Origin of the sequence: Kitasatospora sp. NPDC048239, from assembly GCF_043202015.1 — a bacterium.
Classification (GTDB): Bacteria; Actinomycetota; Actinomycetes; order Streptomycetales; family Streptomycetaceae; genus Kitasatospora.
The window spans coordinates 616,082-640,999 of sequence record NZ_JBICZP010000004.1; the positions used below are offsets into that span (position 1 = coordinate 616,082).

The window sequence follows — 24,918 nt, forward strand, 5'->3', positions numbered from 1 at the left end:
CCGCGCTCAGCCCAGTCGGGCCACCGGCAGTGCTCCGAGCGGGAGTTGGCCGACCTCCGCCGGGGTGGCGAGTTCCGCGAGGTAGCGGGAGCGCGGGATCGGGGCGGCACCGAGGCTGCGGATGTGCGGGCCGTCCCACTGGGCGTCGAGGAGCAGGCCGCCCGCGGCCCGGAACCTGGCGGCGAGGTCGGCGACGGCCACCCGGGCGGCGTCCGGGCGGCGGTGGAACATGGAGTCGAGGCTCAGTACCGGCCCCACGGCGACGCCGAAGACACCGCCGACCAGTTCCCCGCCCTCCCAGACCTCGACGCTGTGGGCCGCGCCGCGCTCGTGCAGCAGGCCCAGCGACGAGCGCAACCCCTCGGTGAGCCAGGGCGGTTGGCGCCCGGCGGCGCAGGCGGTCAGCACCTCGCCGAACGCCCGGTCCGCGCTGGTCCACCATTCCAGGCGGTTGCGCAGCCGGCGGGCGAGGTGGCGGCCGAGGCGGACGCCGCCCGGGTCGATCACCGGGCGCGGGTCGGGGGACCACCAGGCCAGCGCGTACGGGTCGTCGCCGGACCCGGGCAGCAGGGCCACCTCCCCCGCCGCGACCGCCTCCTCGAACCGGGCCTCGTTGAAGGCGCTGGCGTAGTCGTCGGCGGCCGGCATCGGGAAGAGGCCGCACCGGTACGCGGCCAGCAGGGCGTCCGGCCCGAGGTCGGCCCCGAAGGCCGCCGGGGCGTCGGCGGGTGCCCGGGCGACGTCGACCGCGCCGAAGACCCCGGCAGGGCCGAAGGCTCCAGTACGGCCGACGGCCCCGGCAGGGGCCGCGACCTGGTCGTCCGCCCGGCTCCCGCTCACCGCCGCACCGCCCCGGTGGACGCGGCGAGGAACCCCTCGGTCTCCAGCTGCCCGAGGTAGAGGTCCAGCAACTCGCAGTCCACCGCCGGGAGTTCTATCCCGCTTCCGACCAGCGCCCGTTCGGTGTTGGAGCGGTCGAAGAGCGGGAACGTCGGCCGGAAGTACATCTCGCTGATCGACAGCTCCGTCCCCGGGCAGCGGTCCACGAACAGCGGCACGAACGGGGTCATCGGGTGCGTCGGGTGCCCGGCGGCGAACCGCACCAGCCCCTGCACCCATTCCCCGTAAGGGAGTTCGTCCACCGCGTAGCCGCGCGCCCGCAGCCGCTCCGCCAGGTCGGCCAGCATCGCCGGCCGCGGCGAGGTCACGTGGTACACCTCGCCCATCGCCGGTGCGTGGGCGGCGATATGGGCGATGGCCTGGCTGAACCGGTCCGCCGGGACGAAGTCCAGCAGCAGCCGCACGTCGGGGCAGGTGCCGCTCTCCGCGATGTACTTGATCAGCGCGCACATCTCCGTCCCGGTGTTCATCACCCCGGTCGAGAGGTCTCCGGTCACGTCGTTGGTGCGCAGCACGGTGACCGGCAGTCCGGCGGCGGACGCGTTGCGCAGCAGTTCCTCCGCCACCCACTTGCTCTCCACGTACCCGACGGACAGTTTCTCGGGGTAGGCCAGCGGGGTCCGCTCCGTCACCTCGGTGACGCCGGCCGGGCCGAACCCGGCGAGCACCGCGAGGGTGGAGAGGTAGTGCACGGGGATGCCGCGGGAGTGCCCGGCGAGCCGGACGATCTCGCGGGTCCCGCCGACGTTCGCGGCCCTCAACTGGTGGTACGGGTAGATGAAGTTGACCTGCCCGCCGAGGTGGTGGATGGCGTCCAGGCGGCCGGCCAGGGCCTCGAAGCGCTGCTTGGTCAGCCCGAGCAGCGGCTCGGTGAGGTCTCCCACCAGCGGGACGACCCGGGCGTCCGACAGGTCGTGGCGCAGGAACCGCTGTTGGGCGGCGCGGATCCGCTCCATGGCGTGTTCCTCGTCGGGCGAGCGGACCAGGCAGTGGATGCGTGCCCGGGTGGTGCGCAGCAGGGTGTTCAGCAGGTGGGCGCCGCAGAAGCCGGTGGCGCCGGTGAGCAGGATCTCGTCCGGTTCGGCCCGTGAGGGCGGCGGTCGCCAGGACTGCTGCAGGGGGGTGCCGGGTTCGGCTTCGGCGGCCCAGTCGACGGTGGCCTCGCCGAGGCCGCTGCGGCCGCCGGAGCGTGCGGCGTGGGTGGCGGCGGCGAAGGCGCGCAGGGTGGAGTCGCGCAGCAGGGAGCGGGTGAGGAAGCGGATCCAGGTGACGTCGACGCCGAACATGATCCGGGCCCGGGCGATCATCTCCATGGCGAGCAGCGAGTTGCCGCCGAGGGCGAAGAAGTCGTCGCCGGGGCCGACGTCCTCGATGCCGAGCAGTTCGGACCAGAGGTGTGCGACGCCGCCCTCGACGGCGTTGCCGTTGCCGACGGGGCCGGCCCGGCCCTCCTGGCGCCCGGTGCCGTCGCGCCGCTCGACCAGGGGTTCGGTGCGCGGCAGCCGTCGGCGGTCGATCTTCCCGGCGGCGGTCAGCGGCATGGTGTCGAGCAGGACGAACTCGGCCGGGACCATGAAGTCCGGCAGCCGTTCCGCCAGGTAGTCGCGGATCTTCGAGCGCCGGGCGCGGGCGCCGGAGGCGGCCCGGTCGACGAGTGTGTAGTAGGCGGTGAGGACGTGTGCGCCGTCGCCGCTGCCGTCGGCGGCGACCCGGGCGAGCCGGACGTCGGGGTGGGCGGCGAGTACGGACTCGATCTCGCCGGGGTCGACCCGGTAGCCGCGGACCTTCACCTGGTCGTCGAAGCGCCCGAGGATCTCCAGGTTGCCGTCGGGCCGCCAGCGGCCGGCGTCCCCGGTGCGGTACATCCGTTCGCCGGGTGCGGGCGCGTAGGGGTCGGGCAGGAAGGTTTCCGCGGTGAGCCCGGGCCGGCGCCAGTAGCCGCGGGCCAGGCCCGGGCCGCCGAGGTAGATCTCGCCCTTCTCCTCCGGGCGGACCGGCCTGAGCCGGCGGTCCAGGACGTGCACCCGTACGCCCGGCAGGGGTTTGCCGATCGGCACCGGGGCGGCCGGGCCGGCGGCCGCGCCGCCCAGGACGGCGGGTGTGAGCTCGCAGAGCGTGGAGGTGACGGCGGCCTCGGTGACCCCGTAGGCGTTGACCAGCCGCACCCCGGGCAGCCGGTCCAGGCAGGTGCGGCAGTCGTCGGCGTGCACGGTGTCCCCGCCGACGACGACCAGGCGCAGCCCTTCGGGGGCGGGGCCGCCCTCGGGGAGCAGCGCGAGCACGTGGTGCCAGTACGCGGGCGTGAGGTCGGCGACGGTCAGCCCGAGCTCGGGCATCCGGCGGACCAGTTCGGTCGGAGCCCAGGTCCGGGTGCCGCCGAGGACGAGGGCGGCGCCGCTGACCAGGGTGGCGAAGACCTGTTCCAGCGAGGTGTCGAAGCCCAGGGCGGCGAGTTGCAGGACGCGGTCGTGCGGGGTGAGCCCGTAGGCGTTGATCACCCGGTCCAGGGTGAAGACCAGGGAGCGGTGGGTGACCGGTACGCCTTTGGGTGTGCCGGTGGTGCCCGAGGTGTAGATCAGGTAGGCGAGGTCGTCGGGCGCGGCCGGGTCCGGGTCCGGCTCCTGCGCTGGGTCCGGCTCCTGCGCCGGATCAGGCGAAGGGGAGGCCGGGTCGGCGGCGGCGTCGACCGCCTCCGCCCCGGCGAACCGCCGTCCGCCCGGGGCCACCACCAGGCGGGCCCCGCAGTCCTCGACGAGCTGGGCCAGCCGCCGCTCGGGGTGTGCCGGGTTGAGCGGCAGGAACGCCCCGCCGGCCTTGAGCACGGCGAGCCAGGCCACCACCAGGTCGGTCCCGCGCTCCAGGCAGACCGGTACGACCTGTTCCCGCCCGACGCCGCGGGCCCGGAGTAAGCCCGCCAGGCGGTCACTGCGCCGGTCCAGCTCGCGGTAGCTGAGCTCGCCGTCCTCGGCGAGCACGGCCGACGCCTCGGGGTCGTGGGCGGCCCGGGCCCGGAACAGCCCGTGCACGGTGTCGGCGAACCCGGGCCGGGTGATCGAACCGGCGCCGGACCCGGCCTCGGCGGGCCCCAGTCCGAGCCCGCTCCACCGCCAGGTCCGTTCCACGTAGGCCCGGCACTCGGCGAGCCCGGCTGGCCCGAACTCGGTCCGCCAGCCACCCGGAACGGTGGGCCCGATCGGCCAGATCGCATACTGACCGTAGTTGTTCTGAAGCACGGCGTGACGTCCGGATCTCACATCCGGTCGTGCGCCCTGTGCGCTGTCGGCTGCGTCATCCACCGGCTTGACCTCGTGGTGTGGCGGCAGAATGCTGGGAGGTGCGACATTTCCGACTATACGCACTCATGGCCCATCCCGAGCACCGGACCGGAATCCACCGGACCGGCGCGGGCCCGAGCCCGGCGAACCCGCCAAGAACCGCCCCTCACCCGGAGTCCCCGCCCGACCGGCGTGGTGATGTCGCGGAGGAGGTAGCCTCGTTGACCCGTCGGCGACACCGCCTGATGATCTGTTACCTGTTGTGGATGGTGCTGTTCACCTGCATCTACTACATCAACCCGACCCAGCGGATCATCTGGTGGACCGGCATCGGCCTGGGTGGCGTTGCGGCCATCGTGGTCGGCGTCCGTCTCAACCGCCCGTCACACCCGCTGTTCTGGTACCTGTTGGCGGCCGCCAACTTCTGCTTCACGGCGGGCGAGGTCGTCCAGGTCATCCAGATGCAGTTCCTGCACCTGGGCAACCCCTTCCCCTCGGTGGCCGACGGCTTCTACCTCGCCGAGTACCTGCTGTACGCGGCAGGCGTGTTGGGGTTCATCCGCTGGCGCACGGCGCATCAGGACCGCGCGAGCCTGCTCGACGCGCTCATCCTCACCATGGGCCTGGCGCTGCTGGCCTGGATCTACCTGATCCTCCCGTACGCCCGCAACCCCGACCTCACCTGGTTCCAGCGGGCCGTCTCGATCGCCTACCCGCTCGGCGACGTGGTCGTACTGGCCCTGCTGCTGCGCCTGCTGGTGCCGCGCGGGGGCAGCAGCCGCTCGCTCCAGCTGCTCACCTTCGGCACGATCGGCATCCTGGTCTCCGACGTCCTGTACGGGCTGATCCAGCTGCACGGCAACTGGCACATCGGCACCGCCGTGGACCTCGGCTGGGCCGCCTTCTACACCGCCTGGGGCGCGGCCGCCCTGCACCCCTCGATGGTCGAGCTGACCAGACCCATCCCCAGCCAGCAGCCGGACCTCAGCGCCGGCCGGCTGGCGCTGCTCACGGCGGCCTCGCTGATCGCGCCGGCCATCCTGATCATCGAGTCGGTGAACGGGAACACCAACAACGCCGGGGTGATCGGGGCCTTCTCCGCCCTGCTCTTCCTGCTCGTGCTGGCCCGGCTCGCCCTCGTCGTCAACGCCCGACGGCAGGCCATCGCCCGCGAACGGGCCCTGCGCGAGGCCGGCGCCTCCCTCACCGCGGCCGTCAGCGTCGAGGAGGTCGCCGACGCCGTCCAGGCCGCCGCCTCCACCCTGATGCCCACCGAGCCCGGCCACGTCGCCCTGCTCGCGGTCACCGAAGCCGGCGTCCTGCACGTGCGGCACGCCGAGCGCGGCGCCACCCAGCACGCCCTCGGCGTCACCAACGACTCCGACGAGGCGCTCGCCCTCGCCGCCTACCGGGAGACCCGCTTACTCCCCGTCGAGGAGATCGGCAACGACCTCGCCACCCGGCTCGACGGCATGCCCTCGGCCCTGATCTGCCCGCTCACCCTGGCCGAACGCCCCTCCGGCGACCCGCTGATCGGCGCCCTCATCGTCACCGGCACCGAGCAGGAGCTCACCAGCCTCTGGAGCTCGCTGGAGATCCTCGCCGCCCAGGCCGCGCTGGCCGTCGAACGCGTCATGCTGAGCCAGGAGATCACCCGCCGCAACAGCGAGGCCTACTTCCGCACCCTGGTGCAGAGCGCCAGCGACGTCATCCTGATCCTCAACGCCGACGACGGCGTCCGCTACGCCTCCTCCTCCGCCGAGCGGGTCCTCGGCTACCCCGACCTGGACGGCGCGCTGATCACGGACCTGGTCCCGCCCGAGGACAGCCGGGCGGTGGGCAGTGCGCTGGCCAGGATGCGCAGCCTGGACGGCTCCGCCGACGGCCGGGACCAGCAGCGCGAACACTGGCGGCTGCTGCGCCACGACCGCACCCCGATCGAGGCCGAGGTCCGCTGCAACGACCTGCGCGGCGATCCGACGGTCGGCGGGCTGGTGCTCACCCTGCGCGACGTCACCGAGCAGCGCCAGATGGAGCGCGAGCTCACCCACCGCGCCTTCCACGACTCCCTCACCGGCCTGGCCAACCGCGTCCTGTTCCAGGACCGGGTGGGCCACGCGCTCTCCCGCGGCGAGCGCAGCGGCGCGGTCACCGGCGTACTCTTCCTCGACCTGGACGACTTCAAGGTGGTCAACGACACCCAGGGCCACGCGGTCGGGGACGAGCTGCTGGTCGCCGTCTCGCTGCGGGTCTCCACCGCGCTGCGGACCTCCGACACCGCGGCCCGCCTGGGCGGCGACGAGTTCGCGGTGCTGGTGGAGGACGCGGTGCAGCCGGCGGACGTCGGCGCCATCGCGGACAGCGTGCTGAGCGCCTTCGCGGAGCCGTTCAAGCTGAGCGCGGGCGCGGTCCGGGTGACGGCGAGCATCGGTGTGGCCACGACGGAGGACAGCGTGGACGCGGCGGAGCTGCTCACCCACGCCGACCTGGCCCTGTACTCGGCGAAGTCGGCCGGCAAGCGGCAGTGGTGCCACTACCAGCCGGCCCTGCAGGCCGGGCTGGTGGAGCGGCACGAGCTGAACGAGAACCTGGACGCCGCGATCGCCGAATCCGCCTTCAAGTTGTACTACCAGCCGATCGTCGACCTGGCGACGGGCGGGCTGGTCGCCTTCGAGGCCCTGGTCCGCTGGCCGCACGACCGGCGCGGCATGGTCCTGCCCGACGAGTTCATCGCGCTCGCCGAGGAGAGCGGCCAGATCGTCCCGCTCGGCGCCTGGGTCCTGGAGCGCGCGGCCCAGGAGGCGGCCGAATGGCAGCGGTCGAGCTCCGAGCGCCGCCGGGCCGACGGGCGCCCGCCGCTGCGCGTCAACGTGAACGTCTCGGCACGGCAGTTCCGGGACGCGGGCTTCGTGGACGTGGTGCGCGGCGCGGTGCGGGCCTCCGGGATCGACCCCGACTCGCTGGTGCTGGAGCTGACCGAGTCGGTGCTGATGCGCCGCGACGAGCGCGTGCACACGGACATGCGCACGCTCGGCGAGCTGGGCGTCGGCATCGCCATCGACGACTTCGGGACGGGGTACTCCTCGCTGAGCTACCTGCGGGAGTTCCCGATCTCGATCCTGAAGATCGACAAGTCCTTCATCGACGGCCTGGGGATGTCCCAGCAGCAGTACGCCCTGGTCGAGGGCATCACCCGGATCGCCGACACGCTGGGCGTCCAGGTCATCGCCGAGGGCATCGAGAACATCGACCAGCGGGACCTGCTGGCCGCGATGGGCTGCCCGCTGGGCCAGGGCTACCTGTTCGCCCGCCCCCTGACGCCCGATCAGGCCGGTGCGCTGGTCCAGGAGGACGCCGATCTGCCGACGCCGAGGGCGCAGTGGGCCCACGGCGACTCGGAGCGCTGAGCTCCGCCCGGCCGCCGGTCAGCCACCGCCTCCGTCGCCTCCCCCGTCGCCGCCTCCGCCTCCGTCGCCTCCCCCGTCGCCGCCTCCGCCGCCGTCGCCCCAGCCGCCGCCGTCGAAGCCGCCGCTGTCGCCGCCGCCCCATCTGCCGCGCCGGCGCCTGCGCTTGCCCGTCATGCCCGATATCAGGCCGTAGACCGCGAGTGCGATCACGATGACGATCAGCGCGGCCTTCACAGTGCCCCCCCGTGGATCCGCTCGGGCGTGCGCCGCGGTTGGGGCGCAGATCTGTTCCGTACCCCAACCGCCCGCTGTGGAACCCTCGTTGGCGAGGTCCGCACAGGTCCCACACAGGACCTAGCTTGCCGGGTGCGGGTGGCCGAGGTGGGGGAAGGTGGGGAGCAGGTCGGTGTGCGGGGGGATGTGGTCGCTGGTGATCTTGCCGCCGGAGACCATGGCGAGCCGGGCGGAGGTCACGTCGTCCGACAGCGTCCGGCCGTTGGGGTAGGCGGCCAGCCGGGAGCGGTCGTAGCGCAGGATGTCCGGGAGGATGATCTTCAGCGCCTCGGTGGCGGCGTCCGTGGTGTAGTCCCCGGTGTGCTGGAGCACCGCCGTCCAGGGCTCGCGGTACCGCTCCCAGTCGTCGGCGGGCTCGCCGGCGTTGTAGGCGTCCTTGACCTCCTCGGCGTTGAAGTAGGCGGTCAGCGAGGGGTGGGCACCCCGGTCGACGGAGACGAGCCGGCCGTCCTGGTGGAGGCTGACGCGCGCCCAGACGCCGATCACGGGGTCCGGGCCGAGGTCGTCGTCGGGGACTTCGAGGGCGATGCCGAAGATGTTGGCATCGGCCATCGCGTCCCTGCCGGTCCAGGTGAAGTTGTCGACGATGCCTTCGAGGTCGGCGAAGAAGGGGTCGCTGCGCAGGCCGACGGAGAGCTTGCGGCCGTCGGCCTCGACGACGTCGGGCGCGTCGCCGAACGCGACCGGGACGTTGTCGAACAGGACCTCCCCGCCCGCCTCGTGCTTCTGCGCGGCGGCGCCGGTGGCGCGGTGGACGGTGACGGTCTGCGCACCGGCCTCGGGGTCGGAGAAGACGAAGGAGTAGGCGACGTCGGCACGGTTGTCGCCGTTGTTGTCGATGTTGATGCGGTAGACCGCCTCGGGGTGGAACTCGGCCGCCCCGGTGGGGGCGTAGGGGTTCACGTTCATGATGAGCACCGTGCGCCCGGAGGCGTCGGAGGCCGGGAACGCGAACAGGTCGGTGAGGTCGAGCCGGGCGTCGCCCTGCGGGGACCGGAGGTTCGGGCCGCTGAGGTGGTGGGACATGGCGCTGCGCTACCTCGTCTCTGGGTTCCCCCCTGGACTGTCCGGACGTTCGTACCAGCGGCAGGCGGACGGGGATGGCAGGACACCCGTGCGGACGGCCGCCGTCCGCCGGATGGCGCACGGCCCGGGGCCTGGTTCCGGTAGCGGTGGGGTCCGGCTCCCGCCCCCCTGCGGGCCCTCAGGCCCGGCCCTGTTGCCGCAGCAGCGTCGCGAGGTTCTTCTGCGCCTCGGCCATTCCGGCCGCGGCGGCCTTCCTGAACCACTTCTCGGCCTGCGCGAGGTTCCCGGTGTGCCAGGCGCGGACCCCCGCCTCGTTCATGGCGGTCAGGTCGCCCGCGTCGGCGGCCCGCTCGCGCCAGATTCCCGCCTGGGTCCGCGCTCCGCGCCGTTCGAGCAGCCGCGACAGCCGGAGCATCGCGTCGGGCCGCCCGGCCTCGGCGGCCGCCCGGTACCGGTACTCGGCGCCGGCGCTGTCGCCGATCCTCTCGAGCCGCTCGCCCTCCGCGACCAGCGCGTCCGGGTCGGGAGGGCCGGTGAACACCCGGTTGCGGACCAGGGCGAGCCGGCCCACCGTGCTGGTGTTGCGCTGCTCGGGGCGCGGATGCCCCTTGCTCGGCAGCACCCTGGCGAGGTGCTCGTGGATGGCCAGCAGCGTGAGGTACTCCGCCGACTGCGTCGACCCGTGCTCCAGGAGGTTCAGGAGCTCACCGGTGTAGGCCGTGTGGCGCGCCTCGGAAGGCGCGATGGAGGGCCGGTTCGCCGGCGAGGAGGCCAGGGTGCAGGTCCCGGCGGCCTCCAGCTGGCCGGCGACCACCGAGGTGGCCGAGGCCATCGTGTCGATCGCCATCCCGGAGAAGCAGCAGTCCAGGATCAGCACCCGGTTCACCGCCCGGGCGGTGGCCAGGGTGCGGCGCAGCAGGCTGAACGGCAGCCCCGTCCAGGCGATCAGCTCGGGGTCGCTGGAGGTGCCGGGCAGCGACAGGTACAGCTCGCCGTCCGGTCCGACCAGGCCGTGTCCGGCGTAGTAGACCAGCAGCAGGTCATCCGCCTGCGCGGCCGCGGCCACCAACAGGGCGCCGATTCCCGCGAGGTCGGGCCGGTTCGGCGCCGGCACGCAGTGCTCGCGCGCGAGGGACGTGCCCCACGGGCTGGTGAGCACCGCCGCCAGGTCCTCGATGTTGTTGACCACCGCGGGGAGCTCGGGCAGGTCGGGGTCGGCGTAGGTGCTGGAACCCAGCAGCAGGGCCCTGGAGCGCGGCGGGTCCGGCAGGCGCATTCACCGCTCCCGGCCGGGTCCCGCAGCGGGCCCGGGGTCCGCCGCGGGCCCGGGTACGCGGCGGGGCCGGGCCGTCCGGGCTCTCCAGGCCGTCCGCGCTGTCCGGTCACTCCTCCAGGGCATGGCGCAGCACGGCTTCCCCGTCCGGACCCGGACGGCCCGGGTGCTCCTCCAGGGCATGGCGCAGCACGGCTTCCACGTCCAGACCCGGGGCGTCCCGTACCGAGATCCTGACGCTCCGTCCGTCGGGTCCGGTCACCTCGATGTCCGCGGACGGGCGGCGGTGCCTGATCCACACCGCCACCGAGGCGGCCAGCACGGTGCCGGCGCCCTGGGCCCCGAGGGCCACGATCAGGATGTCGGCGAGCCCGCCCATCTGGTCGGGGCGCGTCTCGGGCTTCTCGATCGCCGTCCGCCCGCGGAGTTCGTCCTCCCGCGACAGCCAGGCCGCCAGCTCGACCAGCTCCGCCGGAGCCCCGTCCCCGGTCAACCGGATGCGTGCCTTCATCGCACTCCCCTTCTCGTCCGTCATCCCCAACGCCGCGCGTCCGTCACGGCCTTCAGATCGATCAGCGCGTTGGCGTAGCCGGCACCGACCGCCAGCCGGCACCAGTGTTCCGCCTGGGCCGTCTCGCCGAGTTCGGCCAGCAGCAGCCCGAGCATCGCCATCGCCGACGCGTTGCCGCAGGCGGCGCTCCTGCGCAGCCAGAGTTCCGCCCCCTCCAGGTCCCGGCGGTTCCACTGCAACCGCCCCACCTGGAACATGCCGAACTCGCTGCCCGCCTCGGCGGACCGCAGGTACCACCGCTCCGCCTCGTCCGGATCCTCGCGCCGCTCCGCCAGCTCACCCAGCCGGAACATGGCGAGCGCGTCCCCGCCGTCCGCCGCCGTGCGGAACCACTGCTCCGCCTCCGCAAGCGCGCCGCGCCGTTCCAGCACGACGGCCAGCCGCAGCACCGTCTGCGGGATCCCGGCGCTCACCGCCTCCCGGTACCACCGCTCCGCCTCGGCGAAGTCCTGCCGCTTCTCCAGCAGCCTGCCCAGCAGGTCCATCGCCAGCGGCGCCCCCGCCCCGGCCGCCGACCGGTACCACGGCTCGGCCCCGGCGTCGTCCCCGCGCTCCTGCAGCAGGGTGGCCAGCATCATCATCGAGCGGACGTCCCCGGCCTCCGCCGCCTGGCGGTGCCACTCCTCGGCGCCGGCCAGGTCCCCCTGCTGCTCCCGCAGGCCGGCCATGCCGAAGACCGCGGGGAGGTGCCCGACGCCGACGGCCCAGCGCAGCATCCCCTCCGCCTCCTCCGGTTCGCCGCGCTCCATCAGCAGGGACGCCAGCAGGGTCAGCAGCTCGGCCACCAGCTCGACCGCGTCGTTCTGCGGAGCGTCACTCGCCTGCGACACGATCGTGGCGGCGCTCCGCACCAGCTCCTCCGCCTCGACCAGGTCACCGCGCTGCATCGCCAGGCGCGCCAGATCCCTCAGCGCGTTTCCCCGCACCACGGAGTAGCCCGCGGTGTCGGCCGCCCTGCGCAGCCACTCCCGCGCCGCGTCCAGACGGCTCTCCTGCACCAGCAGGCACCCGATCTTCCACATCGCGTAGGTGTCGCCGTGTTCGACCGCCCGGTGGTACCAGCTCCGGGCGCCGGCGAGGTCGCCGCGCTGCTCGAGGAGGTAGCCCATGCCTCCCATCGCGTTCACGTTCCCCGCCTCAGCGGCCCTGCCCATCCACTCCTCGGCCGCCTCCGGCTCGCCCCGGTCGCGGAACAGCTGGCCCAGCCGCGCCATCCCGTCCGGGTCCCCGCCGGCGGCGGCCCGCCGGTACCACTCCTCGGCCCCGCCGGAGTCCCCGCGCTCCTCCAGCAACCAGCCCAGCCGGATCATCGCCTTGAGATCGCCGCGCTCGGCGGCCGCACGGTCCTGCTGCTCCTCCACCTGACCCCCTGTAGGTGTACGGATGGTGCACGCCGGACACCGGTCGGGCGTCCACCCGACCGGACGGCGGCGCCGCAGCGCCGCCCCTCCCATGCTGCCCGAGATCGGCCATGATCATCCGGCTTTCGGACACCACCGCCGGACGCCCGGCCTCGGTGGGGCGGACCTCCTCCGGCGCCCCCTGCCCGTCAGGACCGCACGTCCGCGGACGGCGTCTCCGTGGTGCTGACGACCAGACCCGCGGTCAGCGTCCGGTGCACCGGGCACTTCTCGGCGATGTCCAGCAGCCGCCGGCGCTGCTCGGCGTCCAGCGGCCCGTCGAACCGGATCTCCCGGGTGATGAGGTCGACCAGCCCGTGGCCGCTCTCGCACTCGGCGCAGTCCTCCGCGTGCACCCGCTGGTGCCGCAGCGCGACGGTGACCTTCTCCAGCGGCCAGCCCTTGCGCTCGGCGTACATCCGCACCGTCATCGAGGTGCAGCTCCCGAGCGCGGCCAACAGCAGGTCATACGGGTTCGGCCCACTGTCCTCCCCCGCCGGCGCGGGCTCGTCGGCCGTCAACTCGTGCCGCCCCGCCAGCACCCGCTGCCCGTACCGGCCGACACCGTTCTCGCTCACCACGACGAGCCCCTGCTCGGTCCTCTGCTGCTCCACCGTCACTCCTCACCTGCGGATCCACCACGGGCACGCACCTCGTGCCTCTCACCCGGCCGAGGCTACGTGCCGGGTGCCACCGGTTCCAGCACGGGCAGCGGGCAGCGGGCAGACCAACGGCGCCCCGTGGAGCCCCTGGCGCGCCCTCCCCGGCCGCACCTTCAGGACCACCTGAACTCCCCCACCACCGGCCAGGCCGGCCACCCGACCACAGTCGGGTGGCCGGCTCACCTCACTGGACTGCGCCCGACGGGACTGTGCCCGAGGGGACTGCGCCCGAGGGGAATCCGACCGTCACCCCGGCCGGGGCCGTGGGGGCGGTGGTGCTGCCCGCGGTGCTGCCGAGGGTGCGTTCGGCTTTGGCGAGGGCCGCGCGGTAGTAGAGGGAGGCGAGTTGGGAGGAGCCGCTGTCGCGCTGGAAGAAGCCGTAGGCGAGGGCGACGCTGCCGAGGCGTTCCAGGGCGAGGTAGCCGTTGAGTTGGACGCCGGCGAGGGTGCCGTCGAGGCGGACGGCGGGGGCGTCGGGGCGGTCGCCGAGGGCGAGGGGGGTGACGGTGAAGCTGACCTCGGAGTCGGTGCCGCTGTTGAAGGTCAGGGTGTGGCAGGTGTTGAACGCATCGCTGAAGGCCGCGAAGTCGGTGGTGAGTTGGGCCTGATCCTCGGCGGTGAGCGACTCGGTGATCATCGGATTGGCGTCTTCGCCGTCGAACTCGACCTCGGCGTGAGGCTGTTGGGGGGAGACGCCGGTGTCGTGCCGGTTGAGGAGGGCGCTGAGGGCCTCGCAGCCGCTCACCGGTGACGGGGTCGCACCGGGGGACGCGGCCTCGGAGGCGGGTACCTCGGTGAAGTTCGGGCCGAGTTCGGCGACGGTGAGCAGGGCCGTCCGGAGCTGCTCCGTGGTGGGCAGGTCCGCGGCCGGGGCGGCGGCCCGGAGTTCGATGGCCGTCGCGGTCGGCGGGCCGGCGAATCCGGTCGCCCCGAGGGTGGCCACGGTGACGACGGCGGCGGCGGTCAGGGCGAGGAGAGGCCTCGGGTGTGACGACATGCGGGCCCCCGGTCGATGGTTCGGGCAGGGACGGGAACGCGGGAGGAGGGGACGGGAGACAGGCACCCAGTGTCCCACCCGGCCTGCCGACCCGCCCGAGGGGAGGAGAATCCGCAGGTCAGGACTGGTCCGACGGCGGCAGCGCGGCCAGCGTCTCGGTGAGCCACTCCACCCAGAAGGCCTCCAGCCCGAGGCCGGCCCGCAGTACGGCGTGCTGGAGGCGGTTCTCGTCCGCCGCCTTCTCGGGCGGGAAGTCGCGCTGCTCGATCTCCAGGTAGCGGGCCAGCTGCGCGCGGTGCAGGGCGAGATGGCGCTCCAGTTCGGCGTCCAGGCCGCTCGCGCCGACCACCGCCGCCGCGCGCAGGCGCAGCAGCAGTGGTTCGCGGATCGTCTTGGGCTCGTCGCCGCCGGCCGTCCAGCGCTCCAGCTCCGCGCGGCCGGCCGGCAGCACCTCGTACTCCTTCTTCTGGCCGCGCACCGGGCCGGTGGCCGCGAGTGCGCGGATCAGGCCGCCGGCCTCCAGCCGACTCAGCTCGCGGTAGATCTGCTGGTGGGTGGCGGACCAGAAGAAGCCGATCGACTTGTCGAACCGCCGGGTCAGCTCCAGCCCCGAGGACGGCTTCTCCAGGAGGGCGGTGAGGATGGCGTGTGGCAGCGACATGCGTCGATCCTAGGGCCCGACCCACCCGAGAGGCCGAACGGCGTCAGAGGGCGGCCGCCAGTTCGGTGCCCTGCTTGATGGCCTGCTTGGCGTCCAGTTCGGCGGCCACGTCGGCGCCGCCGATCAGGTGCGGGGTGAGGCCGAGGCCGCGCAGCGCCGTGTCCAGGTCGCGGCGCGGCTCCTGGCCGGTGCACAGGACGACGGTGTCGACGGGCAGCAGTTGGCGCTCGCCGTCCACGGTGATGTGCAGCCCGGCGTCGTCGATGAGGTCGTACGTGACCCCCGCCTGCATCACGACGCCGCGGTGCTTGAGCTCGGTGCGGTGGATCCAGCCGGTGGTCTTGCCGAGGCCGGCGCCGACCTTGGTGGTCTTGCGCTGGAGCAGGTGGACGCTGCGCGGGGACTCGGGCCGCTCGGGGCGGGCGAGGCCGCCGCGCTCGCGGTACTCGGGGTCGATGCCCCACTTGCGGTGGAACACGGGCGGGTTGAGGCTGGCCGCGTCGCCCTGGTCGGTCAGGTACTCGGCGACGTCGAAGCCGATGCCGCCGGCGCCGAGGATGGCGACCCGCCTGCCGACCGGCGCGCCGTCGCGCAGCACGTCCAGGTAGCCGAGCACGCTGGGGTGGTCGATGCCGGGGAGGTCGGCGGGGGTGCGCGGGGTGACGCCGGTGGCGAGGACGATCTCGTCGAAGGCCTCGGCGGCGAGCTGTGCGGCGTCCGCCGTGGCGCCGAGGCGCTGGGTGACGCCCAACTCGGCCAGCCGGGTGCGGTAGTAGCGCAGCGTCTCGTTGAACTCCTCCTTGCCGGGGATCCGCCGGGCGATGTTCAACTGCCCGCCGATCGTCTCGGCGGCGTCGAACAGGGTGACGGCGTGGCCGCGTTCGGCGGCGGAGACGGCGAAGGCGAGGCCGGCCGGTCCGGCGCCGACCACGCCGATCCGCTTGCTCAGCCGGGTCGGGGCGAGCACCAGCTCGGTCTCGTGGCAGGCGCGCGGGTTGACCAGGCAGGAGGTGATCTTGCCGCTGAAGGTGTGGTCCAGGCAGGCCTGGTTGCAGCCGATGCAGGTGTTGATGGAGTCGGCGCGGCCGCCTTGGGCCTTGGCGACGAAGTCGGCGTCGGCGAGGAGCGGGCGGGCCAGCGAGACCAGGTCGGCGCTGCCCTCGGCGAGCAGCTGCTCGGCGATCTCGGGGGTGTTGATGCGGTTGACGGCGACGAGCGGGACGGCGACCGAGCCCATCAGCTTCCTGGTGACCCAGGCGTAGGCGCCGCGCGGGACGGAGGTGGCGATGGTGGGGATGCGCGCCTCGTGCCAGCCGATGCCGGTGTTGATGATGGTCGCGCCGGCCGCCTCGACGGCCTTGGCGAGCTGGACGACCTCGTCGAGGGTGGAGCCGCCGGGGACGAGGTCGAGCATGGAGAGGCGGTAGATCAGGATGAAGTCGGGGCCGACCCGCTCGCGGACCCGGCGGACGATCTCGACGGGGAAGCGCATCCGCTGCTCGTACGCGCCGCCCCACTCGTCCTCGCGCCGGTTGGTGGCGGCGGCGATGAACTCGTTGATCAGGTAGCCCTCGGAGCCCATGATCTCGACCCCGTCGTACCCGGCACGGCGGGCGAGGTCGGCGCAGCGGACGAAGTCCTCGATGGTCTGCTCGACCTGCTCGGGGGTGAGCGCGTGCGGCACGAACGGGCTGATCGGGGCCTGCAGGGCGCTGGGGGCGACCAGGTCCTGGTGGTAGGCGTAGCGGCCGAAGTGCAGGATCTGCATCGCGATGAGGCCGCCGGCGGCGTGGACGGCGTCGGTGACCACGCGGTGGCGGTCCGCCTCCGCCTCGGTGGTGAGCATGGCACCGCCGGACCAGGGGCGGCCGGCCTCGTTGGGGGCGATGCCGCCGGTCACGATGAGGCCGACGCCGCCCCGGGCGCGCTCGGCGTAGAACGCGGCCATGCGGTCGAAGCCGCCGCGGGCCTCCTCCAGGCCGACGTGCATGGAGCCCATGATCACGCGGTTGGGGAGAGTGGTGAAGCCGAGGTCCAACGGGCTCAGCAGCCGGGGGTAGGGGCTCTCGGCCTGCTGGGCCTGCGGGGTGGGCCGGAGCTCCTGGGGGTCGTTGCTCATCGGTGCTCCTGGTGCGGCGGGCGGCTCGTTGCCACCAAACGGTAGGGGACTCCCCCAGGGTTATGCAACCAGTTGCATAAGGCGCCCGGCGGGCACCGACGGGGAGGCCGACCGGGAGAGGGGCCGCGAGGGTCCGGCGGATTTCGCTGACCGGCCGTCAGCACGCCACCTATTACGCGTATGGTCATACCGCAGTAGTCGCTTCGGGGAGGGCACGGTCATGCGCGGTGACACGGACGGCATACGCGGCGGATCGATCGCCGTGGTCGGCGGCAGCATCGCCGGCTGCGCCTTCGCTCGGGCGGCCGCCCGCAACGGCGCCGAGCAGGTGGTGGTGCTCGAACGCACCCCCGGCCGGCTGGAGGACCGCGGCGTCGGGCTCTGCGTCCACGACGACCGCTTCGCCGAACTGGCCCAGGCCGGCCACCTCGACGACGGCATCCGCCGCCACCGGCTCACCGAGCGCCACTGGGTGGCCCGCGACGGCGCGGCCGGCCCGCGCGGCCGACTGCTCTGGGTGCAGCCGATGCCCTTCCACTCCTACCACTGGGGCGTGCTCTGGCAGGCCCTGCGCGAGCGCACCCCCGACACCGTCGCCTTCCGGCTCGCCGAGACGGTCGCCGGCGCGGGCGGCGACCAGGCCGGCGCCTGGGTGGAGGGCGCCGACGGCCGCCGGGAGTCGTACGACCTGGTCATCGGCGCCGACGGCTACCGCTCGATGGTCCGCGAGGCCGTCTGCCCGGAGGCGCGGCCCGAGTACGCCGGGTACATCTGCTGGCGCGGCAGCTTCCCCTCCGAGCACCTGGCGGAGCTGCCCGGCGGCGCGGGCGTCTGGCCGGAGACGGAGGCGATCACGGCCTGCTTCCCCGGCGGCCAGTGCGTGATCTACCGCATCCCGGGGCTGACCCCGGGCTCCACCCAGGTCAACTGGGTCCTCTACGGCGCCCCGCCGGCCGAGCTCGGGCGGCGCCTGGACAACCCCACCAGCATCCCGCCCGGCGAGCTCACCGACGAGCTGCTCAGCCACGGCAGGCGGCTCGCCGAGGAGCAGCTGCCGCCCTACTGGGCGGGGGTGCTCGGGCTGACCCCCGCCGAGCGAACCTTCGTCCAGCCGATCTACGACCTGGAGACCCCGCGCCGCGCCGCGGGCCGGCTGCTGCTCGCCGGGGACGCGGCCACCGTGGTCCGCCCGCACAACACCAGCGGCGCGGTCAAGGCCGTCCAGGACGCCTGGGCGTTCGAGAACGCCTGGCGCGAGGGCGGCTCCTGGGCGGAACTGCTCGACTCCTACGACCGCGAGCGCGGCCAGGTCGGGCGGGAGCTGGTGGCCCTCGGCCGCCGGCTCGGCACCGCCCAGGTCGGGCCGCATGCGCCGGACTGGTCGGCCATCGACGAGGCCGGCATGACCGCCTGGTGGCAGCACCAGGTCACCGGCGGCGGCGGGTTCGGCGGCCAGGCGCTCAGCGCTCCCCCGGCACCCCGACAGGCCTCCTCGGCGGCCCCGGTCCGGCACCGCTGACCTGACCCCGGTACCCCCGGTGACCTCGGCGGCTCGTCGGCTCCGGCGCGCGGCCCGCAGCACCCACGCACCCATCGCGATGAGGCGCGCCCACGCACCCACCGCGACGAGGCGCCCGCTCACACGTCCCGGCGCCGCACGGCCACCAGCCCGAGCAGGATCGCGGCCGCCGGCCAGAGCGCGAGGACGATCCAGGAGCCGGTGACGGTGGCGTAGTCGAAGCCGCTGCCGCTCCCGGGCGGCGGTGACCAGTGCTGGACCAGGCGCTTCCAGGCCGAGGCCACCATCGCGTGGTTGATGTCGGCGGACCAGCGCTGCGAGGTGGAGAAGAACGGCGGCAGCAGCAACAGGACGAAGGTGGTGGTGGCCGTGGCCCCGGCGGCGTGCCGGACCAGGGCCCCCAGGCCGAGTCCGACCAGCGCGCAGACCGGCGCCAGCAACGCGGACACCAGCACGGCCCGCGCCACCCCGGGGTCGCCGGGCGAGACGTCGGCGTGGCAGCCGCTCAGGACGGCCTGGGAGACGGCGAAGGAGCCGATCGAGACGACCGTGCCGACCGCCGTCCAGACCGCGGCGACCACCGCCGCCTTGGCGAGCAGCACCGACCCGCGGGCGGGCACCGCCACCGTCGTGGTCCGGATCAGCCCGCTGCCGTACTCGCCGACCACGGCGAGCCCGCCGACGCAGCCGGCCACGAGCATCAGCGTCAGATAGCCGGCCATCGGGTAGGCGTCGAAGACCTGGAAGCCGTCGTCGCGCCGGGCGCCGGGATCGAGGCCCGCCAGCCGGGCGCGGTCCGCCGTCGAGGCCACCACGGAGGACCCGACGACGACGAGCGTGACGAGGGCGAGCGCCCAGGGGGTGGAGCGCAGCGACCGCATCTTGATCCACTCGGCGGCGACGAGGTCCCCGAAGCGGGCGGGCGGTTCGGCCGCCCGGGAGAGCGGCGGAGCGGAAGGGGCGGCGAGCGTGCTCATCGGGTCCGTCCTGACTGGTACTCGACGCTGTCGGCGGTCAGTTCCATAAAGGCCTCCTCCAGGGAGGCGCTGCGGGTGGAGAGTTCGTGCAGCACGATCCGGTGCTCGAGGGCGAGCGCACCGATCCGGTCGGCGGCCGTCCCGGTCACGACCAGCCGCTCGGCGCCGGCCGAGCCCTCCGGTTCGACGGTCGCGCCGGCCGCGGTCAGCAGCACCGTCAGTTCGGCGGCCTGCGGGGTGCCGACCAGCACGCTCGACCGGTGGTCGCCGCGTGCCGCGAAGCTCCGCACCGACTCGGCGGCGATCATCCGGCCCCGGCCGATCACCACGAGCTGGTCGGCGGTCTGCTCCATCTCCGACATCAGATGGCTGGAGAGGAATACGGTACGGCCCTCGGCGGCCAGCCGGCGGAAGAGCCGGCGCGCCCAGAGCACCCCCTCCGGGTCCATGCCGTTGACCGGTTCGTCGAACATCAGCACCGGCGGATCGCCGAGCAGTGCGGCGGCGATGCCGAGCCGCTGCTTCATCCCCAGCGAGAACCCGCCGATCCGGCGTCGCCCCGCCTCGGCCAGGCCCACCTCCTCCAGCACCTCCGCCACCCGGCGGCGCCCGATGCCGTTGCTGCGGGCCAGCGCGGCGAGGTGCGCCTCGGCGCTCCGGCCGCCGTGGACGTGCCCGGCGTCGAGCAGCGCCCCGGCGTGCCGCAGTCCGCGCGGGTGGCTGCGGAACGGGACGCCGCTGACGGTGGCGGTGCCGCCGGTGGGCGTCTCCAGCCCGAGGATCATCCGCATCGTGGTGGTCTTGCCGGCGCCGTTCGGTCCGAGGAACCCGGTGACCTGCCCGGGTCGGACGGTGAAGGACAGTTGGTCGACGGCGGTCTTGTCGCCGTATGTCCTGGAGAGTTCGTTGACTTCGATCACGGGCCCCACCCTTCCGCCCGGACGGGGTGCGGCGCGTCTGCCCGGGGGCTGCAGATCGCGCGGACGGACCATCCCGGGGGTGTACGCCCGTGGGCCAATGTCCGGCCGGCGTCGGGCCGATAGGCTCGCGGAATGACGAGAAACAGGCTGATGACCTGGGGCGGGGGCCTGCTGTACGCCTTCCTGGTAGCGGTGTTGCTCACCGGAGCACCCCGCGCGCCCGGCGGGCTGCACGCCGCCGGGGCGGTACTCGCGTTCGGCCTGCTGCTCGGAGTGCTGCGGCGCAGCCCGCCGGTGGCGCTGGCGCTGACCCAACTCGCCGCCCTCGGCGTGCTGGAGCTCGCCCCGGGCAACGCGCCGACCCGGTTCGTCCCCTTCCTGGTGGTGGACTTCGTCCTGGGCGTCACCGTCGCCACCCGGTCCCGGTCGGTACGCACCGCCGCCGTCTCGGTGACGGTGCTGCTGCAGGTCCTGGCCCTCGGCCTGTACACCGGGCCGGACGCCATGCTCGGCATGGGGGTGGTGGCGCTGCTGGCGATGGCGACCTCCGTCATGGTCGGCCTGCTGGTCCGGGAGCGCCGTGAGCACGCGACGGCCCTGCGCTCGCAGGAGGTGGCCGAGGCGGTGACGGCCGAACGGCTGCGGATCGCACGGGAGTTGCACGACATGGTCGCGCACAGCATCGGCATCATCGCGATCCAGGCCGGGGTCGGCGGCCGGGTCATCGAGACCCAGCCCGCGGAGGCCCGCGAGGCACTGCGGGCCATCGAGGCCACCAGCCGGGAGACCCTGTCGGGCCTTCGGCGCACCCTGGTGGCCCTGCGTCAGGCGGATCCGCACCCCGGCTCGGCGCAGGCGCCGCTCGGGCCGACGCCGGGCCTCGCGGACCTCGAACGGCTGGTGGCGGCGACCGCGGACGCGGGGGTCCGGGTCGAGCTGCACTGGGCCGGTGAGCAGCGCCGACTGCCGGCCGACATCGATTTGTCGGCCTACCGTATCGTGCAGGAGGCGGTGACCAACGTGGTCCGCCACGCGGGCACCGGGCACTGCCGGGTGGCCGTCGACTACGGGGTGGAGGAGCTGTCGGTGGAGGTTGTCGACGACGGGCGCGGCCTGTCTGCGACCGGGGGTCCCGGCTTCGGGGGGTCGGGCTTCGGCATCACCGGCATGCGGGAGCGGGTCAGCCTGCTGCACGGCCGGTTCAGCGCCGGGCCCCGGCCCGAGGGCGGCTTCCGGGTGTCGGCCCGGCTGCCGCTGCCCGAACCCGTCGGAGCCGCAGCCGCAACCGCAGTTGGAGCCGGCGTCAGCGCCGGAGCCGGGGCGGGCGGGCGATGAGCATCCGCGTCCTGCTCGCCGACGACCAGCCGCTGGTCCGCTCCGGCCTGCGCGTGATCATGACCGACCACCCCGACCTGGAGGTGGTCGGCGAGGCGGCCTCGGGCGCCGAGGCGGTACAACTGGCCCGGGAGACCGGCCCGGACGTGGTGCTGATGGACATCCGGATGCCCGGCATGGACGGCATCGAGGCCACCCGGCTGATCGCCGGGTCCTGCCCCGCCACCCGTGTCCTGGTCCTGACCACGTTCGACGAGGACGAGTACGTCTACGGTGCGCTGCGGGCCGGCGCCAGCGGATTCGTCGTCAAGGACATGGCGGTGGACGACATCCTCGCGGCGGTCCGGGTGGTCGCGGCCGGGGACGCCCTGATCGCGCCGGGCGTCACCCGCCGGCTGATCGCCGACCTGCTCGACCGGCCGGCGCCCACCGCGCAGCGCCCGCCGCGGTCGGTCGAGGGCATCACCGAGCGCGAACGGGAGGTGCTCACCCTGGTCGGCCGGGGCCGGTCGAACAGCGAGATCGCCGACGAACTCGTCATCTCGGTGGCCACCGCGAAGTCCCACGTGGCCCGGCTGTTCACCAAGTTGAACGCCCGCGACCGGGTCCAACTCGTCATCACGGCCTACGAGATGGGCCTGGTCGCGACGCCGCGGTGAGGCGCCGCGCCCAGGCGCACCGAACGCGCCGGCCCTACCGGACGTACCGGACGTACTAGACGTTCACGCCGTAGTCGGTCGCGATGCCGCGCAGGCCGGAGGCGTAACCCTGGCCGATGGCACGGAACTTCCACTCCGCGCCGTTGCGGTAGAGCTCGCCGAAGACCATGGCCGTCTCGGTCGAGGCGTCCTCGGTGAGGTCGTAGCGGGCGATCTCCCGGCCGTTGGCCTGGTCGACCACCCGGATGAAGGCGTTGCGGACCTGGCCGAAGCTCTGCAGCCGGGCGTCGGCGTCGTAGATCGACACCGGGAAGACCACCTTGGCCACGTCGGCCGGCACGGCGGCCAGGTCGACCCTGATCTGCTCGTCGTCCCCGTCGCCGCCGCCGGTCAGGTTGTCGCCGCTGTGCTCGACCGAACCGTCGGGGCTGTGCAGGTTGTTGAAGAAGACGAAGTGCTGGTCCGAGACCACCTTGCCGAGCGCGGTGCAGAGCAGCGCGCTCGCGTCCAGGTCGTAGTCGGCCCCGGTGGTGGTGCGCACGTCCCAGCCGAGTCCGACGATGACGGCGGTCAGCCCCGGCGCCTCCTTGGTCAGCGAGACATTGCCGCCCTTGGCCAGCGAAACTCCCACGATGCCCTCCTCGGTTGCTCTCCCTGGCAATGAATCTACAACACTGTAGAGATCACCAGAACGCATCCGCCCACAACCGGCACCACCCGCCGGGGCGCGCCCCATCAGTCCCGGGACGCGCCCAACAGGGCCGAGACGTGCGGCGGCAGCAGACAGGCCTGTCGGGCCAACAGGTCGACGAAGGCCGCCGTGAGCGGGTCGGGCCGGGTTCGGGTGTACGCGACCAGTGGGCGCCGCACCGGCGGTTCGGGGCGGCGGACCAGTCCGTCGAAGCCCGGGGGGACGATGTTCGCGGGCACCAGCGCGGGCCCCAGCCCGGCGGCGGCGAGCAGCGGCGCGGCCGCGGTCTGCTCGGTCCGCACGGCGGCCCGCGGCCGGAATCCGGCCTCCGCGCAGACGCCGTCGACCAGTTCGGCGAGGCCGTTGCCCGGCGCGTAGTGCACCCAGGGACGCTCCGCCAGCTCGGCGAGCGGCACCGCCCGGCGGTCCGCCTCCCCGCCCTCCCCGCCCTCGGCGTCCTCGGCGGGCAGCGCCAGGACGAACTCCTCGACGCCCAGCTCCCGGATCGGCCCCTCCCAGTCCGGCGGCGGGGTGCCGACCGCCACGTCCGCCTGCCCGGCGGCCATCGCCGCGCGCAGCTCGTCGTTGTGCGCGTACTCGCGCAGCCGGATCCGCACCTGCGGGTGCTCGCGGCGCCAGGCCCGCAGGACCGGCGGGAGGATGCCGAGACTGACCGAGTAGACCGTGGCGAGCTCCAGTTCACCGCAGTCCAGTCCGGCCGCGAGCCGGGCGGCGGTGCGCAGCCGTTCGGCGTCGGCGAGGGCGGCGCGGGCGTGCGGGAGGACCGCCCGGCCCATCGGCGTCAGCCGCACGGCGCGCGGCAGGCGCTCCAGCAGGGTGCCGCCGACGGACCGCTCCAGCGCCCGGACCTGGTGGGAGAGCGCGGGCTGGGTGACGTGCAGCAGTTCGGCGGCCCGGGTGAAGGAGCCGGTGTCGACGACGGTCACCAGGTATTCGAGCTGTCGCAGCGTGGTCATGCAGGGAGTTTATGGCCGGCGGAGAAAACAAGCCTTGGACGCATCACCGCTGGTGGGCGCAGGGTCGGAGCAACACCACTCGACCTCTGGAGCCCCCGATGACCACTCTTTCCCCCTCCTCCCCCGCCGTGCCCGCCGCGCTCGGGGGCCGCCGTGTCGTCGTGGTCGGCGCCGGTTCGAACACCGGCCGCGCGCTCGCCCGCGCCGCCTCCGCGGCCGGGGCCGAGCTGGTCCTGGCGGGCCCCGACCCGCGCAAGCTGGAGTGGACCGCCGGGGAGCTGGCCGGCCCGGCCGAGGTGGTGCCGGTGGACCTCGCGGACGAGGCGTCGATCGCCGCGCTGGCCGCCGCCACCGGCCGCTTCGACCACCTGGTCTCCACCGCCGCGATGCCCGCCAACGGCCCGCTCGCCGAGTTGGAACTCGCCGATGTGCAGCGGGCGTTCGCGGCCAAGGTGATCGGCCCGATGCTGCTCGCCAAGCACCTCGCCGGGCAGGTCGCGACCGGCGGCCCGGAGGGCGGCTCGTTCACCTTCTTCTCCGGCGTCGCCGCCTGGCGCCCGGCCCCGGCCCGCACGGTGATGGCCACCACCAACGGCGCACTGGCCTTCCTGGTACAGGCGCTCGCGGTGGAGATCGCGCCGGTGCGGGTGAACGCCGTCTCCCCGGGCATCGTGGACAGCGGCTCGTGGGACGGGATGGGCTCGGACAAGGAGCCGTTCCTGCGCTCCGTCGCCGAGCGCAACCCGGCCCGCCGGGTGGGCAGCACGGAGGACCTCGTCCGGGCGGTGCTGTTCGCGATCGGCAGCCCGTTCGTGACCGGCACGGTGCTGCACGTGGACGGCGGCGGACGGCTGGTCTGACCGGCGGGCCGGGCCGCACACCGCGACCTAGACTGGCGGGGCGGGCGGCCGTCGGCGCGCCCGCCCCCTGCGGGAGGTCCCGATGCGCCAGCGGCACAGCTTCCACCTCGACCAGGCCGGCCACTCCGTCACCGTGAACGTCCGCTCCGGCTGGATCACCGAGACGGAGGTGCTCGTGGACGGCAAGGAGTGCGCCTTCCACCGGGTCCGCGGGCACGGCGGCTACCCGCTCACGCTGTCCGCCGAGGTGTCGCAGGAGCCACCGCTGCCGCTCTCGGTGCGGTTGGAGCGGACCGGCGCGCCGGAGCGCCCGCTGGCCTGCGTACTGGACCTGGGCGGCGCGGTCCGGCCGATGCCGGAGCACACCGGGCGCTGATCCGCGCCCGACCGGGCCG

The 24,918-nt window shown here is 73.9% G+C and carries 21 protein-coding genes; 6 read left to right on the forward strand and 15 right to left on the reverse strand.

What is annotated here, in order from left to right:
• Window positions 1-6: 6 nt before the first annotated feature.
• Both ACGFZP_RS14375 and ACGFZP_RS14380 read right to left on the reverse strand, forming a co-directional pair.
• Entirely contained in the window at window positions 7-840 is an 834-nt protein-coding gene (locus tag ACGFZP_RS14375) for a leucyl/phenylalanyl-tRNA--protein transferase (RefSeq protein ID WP_392932057.1), read from the reverse strand.
• Complete coding sequence (locus tag ACGFZP_RS14380; RefSeq protein WP_392932059.1) at window positions 837-4,259, reverse strand: amino acid adenylation domain-containing protein; 3,423 nt, start codon at window positions 4,257-4,259, stop codon at window positions 837-839. Before ACGFZP_RS14380 ends, ACGFZP_RS14375 begins: the two co-directional genes overlap by 4 nt.
• 137 nt (window positions 4,260-4,396) lie before the next feature.
• On the opposite strand from ACGFZP_RS14380, the gene ACGFZP_RS14385 reads away from it, so the two are divergent.
• Window positions 4,397-7,582: a putative bifunctional diguanylate cyclase/phosphodiesterase gene (locus tag ACGFZP_RS14385; protein WP_392932061.1), complete on the forward strand. Its 3,186-nt coding sequence runs from the start codon at window positions 4,397-4,399 to the stop codon at window positions 7,580-7,582.
• 18 nt (window positions 7,583-7,600) lie between these two features.
• Here ACGFZP_RS14385 and ACGFZP_RS14390 read toward each other — a convergent pair whose 3' ends face one another.
• The 9 genes from ACGFZP_RS14390 to ACGFZP_RS14430 form a co-directional block, all read right to left on the reverse strand.
• On the reverse strand, window positions 7,601-7,816 hold the full coding sequence (locus ACGFZP_RS14390; RefSeq protein ID WP_392932063.1) for a hypothetical protein: 216 nt from the start codon (window positions 7,814-7,816) through the stop codon (window positions 7,601-7,603).
• Between the two features lie 120 nt (window positions 7,817-7,936).
• Window positions 7,937-8,902 carry a DUF4331 family protein gene (locus tag ACGFZP_RS14395; protein WP_392932065.1) on the reverse strand — a complete coding sequence of 322 codons (966 nt, stop codon included), beginning with the start codon at window positions 8,900-8,902 and terminating at the stop codon, window positions 7,937-7,939.
• A gap of 178 nt (window positions 8,903-9,080) precedes the next feature.
• Window positions 9,081-10,178 carry a caspase family protein gene (locus ACGFZP_RS14400; RefSeq protein ID WP_392932067.1) on the reverse strand — a complete coding sequence of 366 codons (1,098 nt, stop codon included), beginning with the start codon at window positions 10,176-10,178 and terminating at the stop codon, window positions 9,081-9,083.
• Window positions 10,179-10,284: 106 nt separating this feature from the next.
• Window positions 10,285-10,686: a hypothetical protein gene (locus ACGFZP_RS14405; protein WP_392932069.1), complete on the reverse strand. Its 402-nt coding sequence runs from the start codon at window positions 10,684-10,686 to the stop codon at window positions 10,285-10,287.
• A 20-nt stretch (window positions 10,687-10,706) separates the two neighbouring features.
• Window positions 10,707-12,107 carry a tetratricopeptide repeat protein gene (locus tag ACGFZP_RS14410; RefSeq protein WP_392932071.1) on the reverse strand — a complete coding sequence of 467 codons (1,401 nt, stop codon included), beginning with the start codon at window positions 12,105-12,107 and terminating at the stop codon, window positions 10,707-10,709.
• A gap of 188 nt (window positions 12,108-12,295) precedes the next feature.
• Window positions 12,296-12,760: an OsmC family protein gene (locus ACGFZP_RS14415; RefSeq protein ID WP_392932073.1), complete on the reverse strand. Its 465-nt coding sequence runs from the start codon at window positions 12,758-12,760 to the stop codon at window positions 12,296-12,298.
• Between the two features lie 232 nt (window positions 12,761-12,992).
• Complete coding sequence (locus ACGFZP_RS14420) at window positions 12,993-13,805, reverse strand: hypothetical protein (protein WP_392932075.1); 813 nt, start codon at window positions 13,803-13,805, stop codon at window positions 12,993-12,995.
• Window positions 13,806-13,923: 118 nt separating this feature from the next.
• On the reverse strand, window positions 13,924-14,466 hold the full coding sequence (locus tag ACGFZP_RS14425) for a PadR family transcriptional regulator (protein ID WP_392932077.1): 543 nt from the start codon (window positions 14,464-14,466) through the stop codon (window positions 13,924-13,926).
• A gap of 43 nt (window positions 14,467-14,509) precedes the next feature.
• Window positions 14,510-16,585 (reverse strand): FAD-dependent oxidoreductase, encoded by a 2,076-nt coding sequence (locus ACGFZP_RS14430; protein WP_392932079.1) that lies wholly within the window; start codon window positions 16,583-16,585, stop codon window positions 14,510-14,512.
• 220 nt (window positions 16,586-16,805) lie between these two features.
• Between ACGFZP_RS14430 and ACGFZP_RS14435 the strand changes: the two genes are divergently transcribed.
• Window positions 16,806-18,104 carry an FAD-dependent monooxygenase gene (locus tag ACGFZP_RS14435; RefSeq protein WP_392932081.1) on the forward strand — a complete coding sequence of 433 codons (1,299 nt, stop codon included), beginning with the start codon at window positions 16,806-16,808 and terminating at the stop codon, window positions 18,102-18,104.
• A gap of 119 nt (window positions 18,105-18,223) precedes the next feature.
• Here the strand turns inward: ACGFZP_RS14435 and ACGFZP_RS14440 are convergent, their stop codons facing one another.
• Together ACGFZP_RS14440 and ACGFZP_RS14445 are read right to left on the reverse strand one after the other, a co-directional pair.
• A complete protein-coding gene (locus ACGFZP_RS14440; RefSeq protein WP_392932082.1) occupies window positions 18,224-19,081 on the reverse strand; it encodes an ABC transporter permease in 858 nt (285 codons plus the stop codon).
• Entirely contained in the window at window positions 19,078-20,001 is a 924-nt protein-coding gene (locus tag ACGFZP_RS14445; RefSeq protein WP_392932084.1) for an ABC transporter ATP-binding protein, read from the reverse strand. The genes ACGFZP_RS14440 and ACGFZP_RS14445 overlap by 4 nt, the downstream gene beginning before the upstream one ends.
• Window positions 20,002-20,133: 132 nt before the next feature.
• On the opposite strand from ACGFZP_RS14445, the gene ACGFZP_RS14450 reads away from it, so the two are divergent.
• Together ACGFZP_RS14450 and ACGFZP_RS14455 are read left to right on the forward strand one after the other, a co-directional pair.
• The gene (locus ACGFZP_RS14450) at window positions 20,134-21,336 is read left to right on the forward strand and encodes a sensor histidine kinase (protein ID WP_392932086.1); all 1,203 of its coding nucleotides are present in this window, start codon (window positions 20,134-20,136) and stop codon (window positions 21,334-21,336) included.
• The gene (locus tag ACGFZP_RS14455) at window positions 21,333-21,995 is read left to right on the forward strand and encodes a response regulator (RefSeq protein WP_392932088.1); all 663 of its coding nucleotides are present in this window, start codon (window positions 21,333-21,335) and stop codon (window positions 21,993-21,995) included. Before ACGFZP_RS14450 ends, ACGFZP_RS14455 begins: the two co-directional genes overlap by 4 nt.
• Before the next feature lie 55 nt (window positions 21,996-22,050).
• Here ACGFZP_RS14455 and ACGFZP_RS14460 read toward each other — a convergent pair whose 3' ends face one another.
• Together ACGFZP_RS14460 and ACGFZP_RS14465 are read right to left on the reverse strand one after the other, a co-directional pair.
• Window positions 22,051-22,626, reverse strand: coding sequence for a TerD family protein (locus ACGFZP_RS14460; RefSeq protein WP_392932089.1), 576 nt, complete (start codon window positions 22,624-22,626; stop codon window positions 22,051-22,053).
• Window positions 22,627-22,730: 104 nt separating this feature from the next.
• Window positions 22,731-23,663, reverse strand: coding sequence for a LysR substrate-binding domain-containing protein (locus tag ACGFZP_RS14465; protein WP_392932091.1), 933 nt, complete (start codon window positions 23,661-23,663; stop codon window positions 22,731-22,733).
• A 98-nt stretch (window positions 23,664-23,761) separates the two neighbouring features.
• Here ACGFZP_RS14465 and ACGFZP_RS14470 point away from each other — a divergent pair, with 98 nt between their 5' ends.
• Window positions 23,762-24,523: an SDR family oxidoreductase gene (locus tag ACGFZP_RS14470; RefSeq protein ID WP_392932093.1), complete on the forward strand. Its 762-nt coding sequence runs from the start codon at window positions 23,762-23,764 to the stop codon at window positions 24,521-24,523.
• 82 nt (window positions 24,524-24,605) lie between these two features.
• Entirely contained in the window at window positions 24,606-24,899 is a 294-nt protein-coding gene (locus ACGFZP_RS14475; RefSeq protein WP_392932094.1) for a hypothetical protein, read from the forward strand.
• The last annotated feature ends 19 nt before the right edge of the window (window positions 24,900-24,918 follow it).

What these genes read in the sequence shown, in the direction of transcription:
- ACGFZP_RS14405 (WP_392932069.1), bottom strand. Translation starts at nt 10,686, where the DNA reads ATGAAGGCACGCATCCGGTTGACCGGGGACGGGGCTCCGGCGGAGCTG.
- ACGFZP_RS14470 (WP_392932093.1), top strand. Translation starts at nt 23,762, where the DNA reads ATGACCACTCTTTCCCCCTCCTCCCCCGCCGTGCCCGCCGCGCTCGGG.
- ACGFZP_RS14395 (WP_392932065.1), bottom strand. Translation starts at nt 8,902, where the DNA reads ATGTCCCACCACCTCAGCGGCCCGAACCTCCGGTCCCCGCAGGGCGAC.
- ACGFZP_RS14465 (WP_392932091.1), bottom strand. Translation starts at nt 23,663, where the DNA reads ATGACCACGCTGCGACAGCTCGAATACCTGGTGACCGTCGTCGACACC.
- ACGFZP_RS14430 (WP_392932079.1), bottom strand. Translation starts at nt 16,585, where the DNA reads ATGAGCAACGACCCCCAGGAGCTCCGGCCCACCCCGCAGGCCCAGCAG.
- ACGFZP_RS14440 (WP_392932082.1), bottom strand. Translation starts at nt 19,081, where the DNA reads ATGAGCACGCTCGCCGCCCCTTCCGCTCCGCCGCTCTCCCGGGCGGCC.
- ACGFZP_RS14400 (WP_392932067.1), bottom strand. Translation starts at nt 10,178, where the DNA reads ATGCGCCTGCCGGACCCGCCGCGCTCCAGGGCCCTGCTGCTGGGTTCC.
- ACGFZP_RS14455 (WP_392932088.1), top strand. Translation starts at nt 21,333, where the DNA reads ATGAGCATCCGCGTCCTGCTCGCCGACGACCAGCCGCTGGTCCGCTCC.
- ACGFZP_RS14475 (WP_392932094.1), top strand. Translation starts at nt 24,606, where the DNA reads ATGCGCCAGCGGCACAGCTTCCACCTCGACCAGGCCGGCCACTCCGTC.
- ACGFZP_RS14425 (WP_392932077.1), bottom strand. Translation starts at nt 14,466, where the DNA reads ATGTCGCTGCCACACGCCATCCTCACCGCCCTCCTGGAGAAGCCGTCC.
- ACGFZP_RS14420 (WP_392932075.1), bottom strand. Translation starts at nt 13,805, where the DNA reads ATGTCGTCACACCCGAGGCCTCTCCTCGCCCTGACCGCCGCCGCCGTC.
- ACGFZP_RS14435 (WP_392932081.1), top strand. Translation starts at nt 16,806, where the DNA reads ATGCGCGGTGACACGGACGGCATACGCGGCGGATCGATCGCCGTGGTC.
- ACGFZP_RS14450 (WP_392932086.1), top strand. Translation starts at nt 20,134, where the DNA reads ATGACGAGAAACAGGCTGATGACCTGGGGCGGGGGCCTGCTGTACGCC.